The sequence below is a fragment of the Candidatus Allofontibacter sp. genome (genome assembly GCF_038145245.1).
Classification (GTDB): Bacteria; Pseudomonadota; Alphaproteobacteria; order Pelagibacterales; family Pelagibacteraceae; genus Fontibacterium.
On the sequence record NZ_JAYQPI010000055.1, the window covers coordinates 1 to 3,144 of the forward strand.

Consider the following 3,144-nt stretch of genomic DNA (forward strand, 5'->3'; position numbering starts at 1 on the left):
ACCGCCTTATCAAGGCAAGGGTGAAAAGGTGTGGTAAGAGCACACCGGGTTTTTGGTAACAAAAACCGCATGGAAAACCCCACTGGGAGCAAGACCAAATAGAAGCAACATGATTTAAATTTATTTAAATCTAGCCTAATCTTGGGTGAGTTGTTTGGGTTGGTTGCTCGAGTCTATTGGTGACAATAGACCTAGATAAATTACCGTTTTAAATGACAGAACCCAGCTTACAGACTAACTGGCAATTTAATAATTTTTCTTAAATTTTATATAATTACTGTAGCTAATATTATTAGTTTTAATTAGAACAAAATAAGAACATTAATCTTGATTTTATTATGATCTGATAATGTTTCTCCATTGACTTACTACTATATACCATGTTATCCCATAATAACCCATAAATGATGAATATTAAATATTTTATTAATAAATTTAATGGGAATTTTTTTTTTAAAAAATTAAATGTTTATATCAACATACGAAAACAAGTTAGACAAGAAAGGCAGAGTCTCAGTGCCTGCTAGCTTTAGATCTCATTTGTCATCCTTAGGATATAATAGTGTTATTTGTTATCCTTCGTTTACAAATTCATCAATTGAATTTTGTCCTCAGAGTAGAATTGAAAAGTTAAGTGATAGTATAGACAGTCTTAGTCCCTTTGAAGAAAATAGAGATACATTTGCAACCTCAATACTTGCAGATAGTTTTCAATTAAATTTTGATTCTGATGGGAGAGTAGTTCTTCCAAAAAAACTTTTAGATCATTCTGGAATTAAAGAAACAGTTGTCTTTGTTGGACAGGGAAAAACTTTTCAAATGTGGGAACCTCAAAGATTTTCAAAATTTAGAGAAGAAGCAAGAAAAAAAGCTAAGACATTAAGATCGGATTTAAAATGGTCTTAATGAATATTAACAAATAACAATAAAAAGGGAGAAGCAAATGACAATAAAAATAAACGTACCAGAATTAAGAGAATTAAAACCTAGAATAGTTGTTCTAGGAGTAGGTGGAGCAGGTGGGAATGCTATTAATAATATGATTGATTGTGGAGTTCAAGGAGTTGAATTTGTTGCAGCAAATACTGACGCTCAAGCATTAAAGCATAATAAGGCTCCATGCAAAATGCAACTTGGAACTAATTTAACTAGAGGACTTGGTGCTGGTGCAAAATCTGATATTGGACAAGCGGCAGCAGAAGAGTCTTTAAATGAACTAATAAATTTATTGCAAGGTGCGAACATGGTTTTTATTACTGCAGGAATGGGCGGCGGAACAGGAACAGGCGCTGCACCTGTAATTGCCCGAGCTGCTAAAGATTTAAATTTATTAACTGTAGGAGTTGTAACAAAGCCTTTTATTTTTGAAGGACCGGGAAGATTAAAAGCTGCTGAAAAAGGTTTGGAGGAATTAAAAAAATATGTTGATACAAGCATCATAATTCCTAATCAAAATTTATTTAAAGTTGCCAATGAAAAAACTACTTTTCCTCAAGCATTTAAAATGGCTGACAATGTTTTAATGCAAGGTGTTAGAGGTATAACAGATTTAATTGTTAAACCAGGTCTTATCAATCTAGATTTTGCTGATATCGAAACCGTAATGAAAGGTATGGGCAAAGCTATGATGGGAACCGGTGAAGCAGAGGGAGAGAAAAGAGCTATAATGTCTGCAGAAGCAGCATTGGCAAATCCATTAATAGATGATTATTCATTAAAAGGAGCAAGAGGTCTTCTTATTAATATTACCGGTGGTAACGATATCACTTTATTTGAAGTAGATGAGGCGGCTAATAAAATAAGAGCAGAAGTTGATCCTTCAGCTGAAATTTTAGTAGGCTCAACTTTTGAAGATGCATTAGATGGAAAAATGAGAGTGTCGATTGTTGCAACTGGTTTAGGCGGAGAAGCTGCTATTAATAATAAACCAGTTGTTAGTATGATGAGACATATTAATAATAGAAACAATGGATACAGCACCATTTACAACAAACCTCAACAATCTTTTGTTCCAAATTATACAACTCAATCTGCGCCTCAAACAATGATTAATGGAGCAACTGCTCTTGATATGTTCCAGGAAACCTCGCATGTTGCAGAAATAAATAATCAAGCGTTGAATCATATGAATGTTCAAGAACAAACGGTAAATTCTAACGTTGTTCAAGAACAGAATATTTCATCTAATGATCTAAGTGCTTTAAATGAAAAAGAAAATATACAAATAGTTGAAGAGGTAACGTCTTTTCCAAAATTATTTTCTGAAGATGAAAATTTAAAGGGTATTTCTAACAATAAAGAAAATTCATCTCAATTCTTTAAAGATTTAGGACATGATCTTAGCGACGATGAAAAAGCAGATTTAGAAATCCCAGCCTTTTTAAGACGTCAAACTAATTAGAGACTATTTAAAGAGAAAAATTTTCCCATGTCACTGGAATTAAAACATATTCCAGTGATGTCGGAGGATATTGATAAAATACTAACTCCTTATAAATCTGGAATTTATATAGATTGTACTTTTGGTGGTGGCGGCATTACCAGAAAAATATTATCTAAAAAAAATACAAAAGTTATTTCTATCGATCGTGATAATTTTGTTGAATATTTTTCAAAAGAAATAAAAAAAGATAATAAAGATAGATTTGAATTTGTAATAGACAAGTTTAGTAATTTAGAAAGAATCTTAGAAGAAAGAAATCTAGAAAAAAAACCAGTTGCTATTATTTTTGATTTAGGTCTCTCTTCATTTCAAATTGATTATCCTGAAAGAGGTTTTTCTTATCGACAGGATGGATTATTAAAAATGACCATGGGAAAAAATAACGTCACAGCTCATGACATTGTAAATAAACTTGATCAAAAAGATTTAAGAAATATTTTTAGTTTATTTGGAGAAGATAAGGACTCTGGATTAATTGCAAAATTGATAGTTCAAAAAAGACAGGACAAAGAAATTAATTCAACACATGAATTAGCTGAAATTATTTTAAGAGCAAAAAGATATAAAAATAGTGATTATAATAAAGTAGATGCTTGTGCAAAGATTTTTCAAGCAATTAGGATGATTGTGAATCAGGAATTATCAGAACTTTACACAGGTTTGATTTCGGCAATAAAAAATTTATCAGTAAATGGAAAGAT

Annotated in this window: 3 protein-coding genes and 1 other RNA gene; all 4 read left to right on the forward strand. The window is 31.4% G+C overall.

Annotated elements, in window-relative coordinates:
- Positions 1-246: RNase P RNA component class A (rnpB, locus tag AC8IGH_RS05205), an RNA gene on the forward strand; the annotation flags it as partial.
- Between the two features lie 219 nt (positions 247-465).
- Positions 466-906, forward strand: coding sequence for a division/cell wall cluster transcriptional repressor MraZ (mraZ, locus tag AC8IGH_RS05210; RefSeq protein ID WP_507419657.1), 441 nt, complete (start codon positions 466-468; stop codon positions 904-906).
- A gap of 37 nt (positions 907-943) precedes the next feature.
- Positions 944-2,401 carry a cell division protein FtsZ gene (gene ftsZ, locus AC8IGH_RS05215; protein WP_507419658.1) on the forward strand — a complete coding sequence of 486 codons (1,458 nt, stop codon included), beginning with the start codon at positions 944-946 and terminating at the stop codon, positions 2,399-2,401.
- Positions 2,402-2,428: 27 nt separating this feature from the next.
- The coding region (rsmH, locus tag AC8IGH_RS05220; RefSeq protein WP_507419659.1) for a 16S rRNA (cytosine(1402)-N(4))-methyltransferase RsmH at positions 2,429-3,144 on the forward strand (716 nt) is incomplete at its 3' end.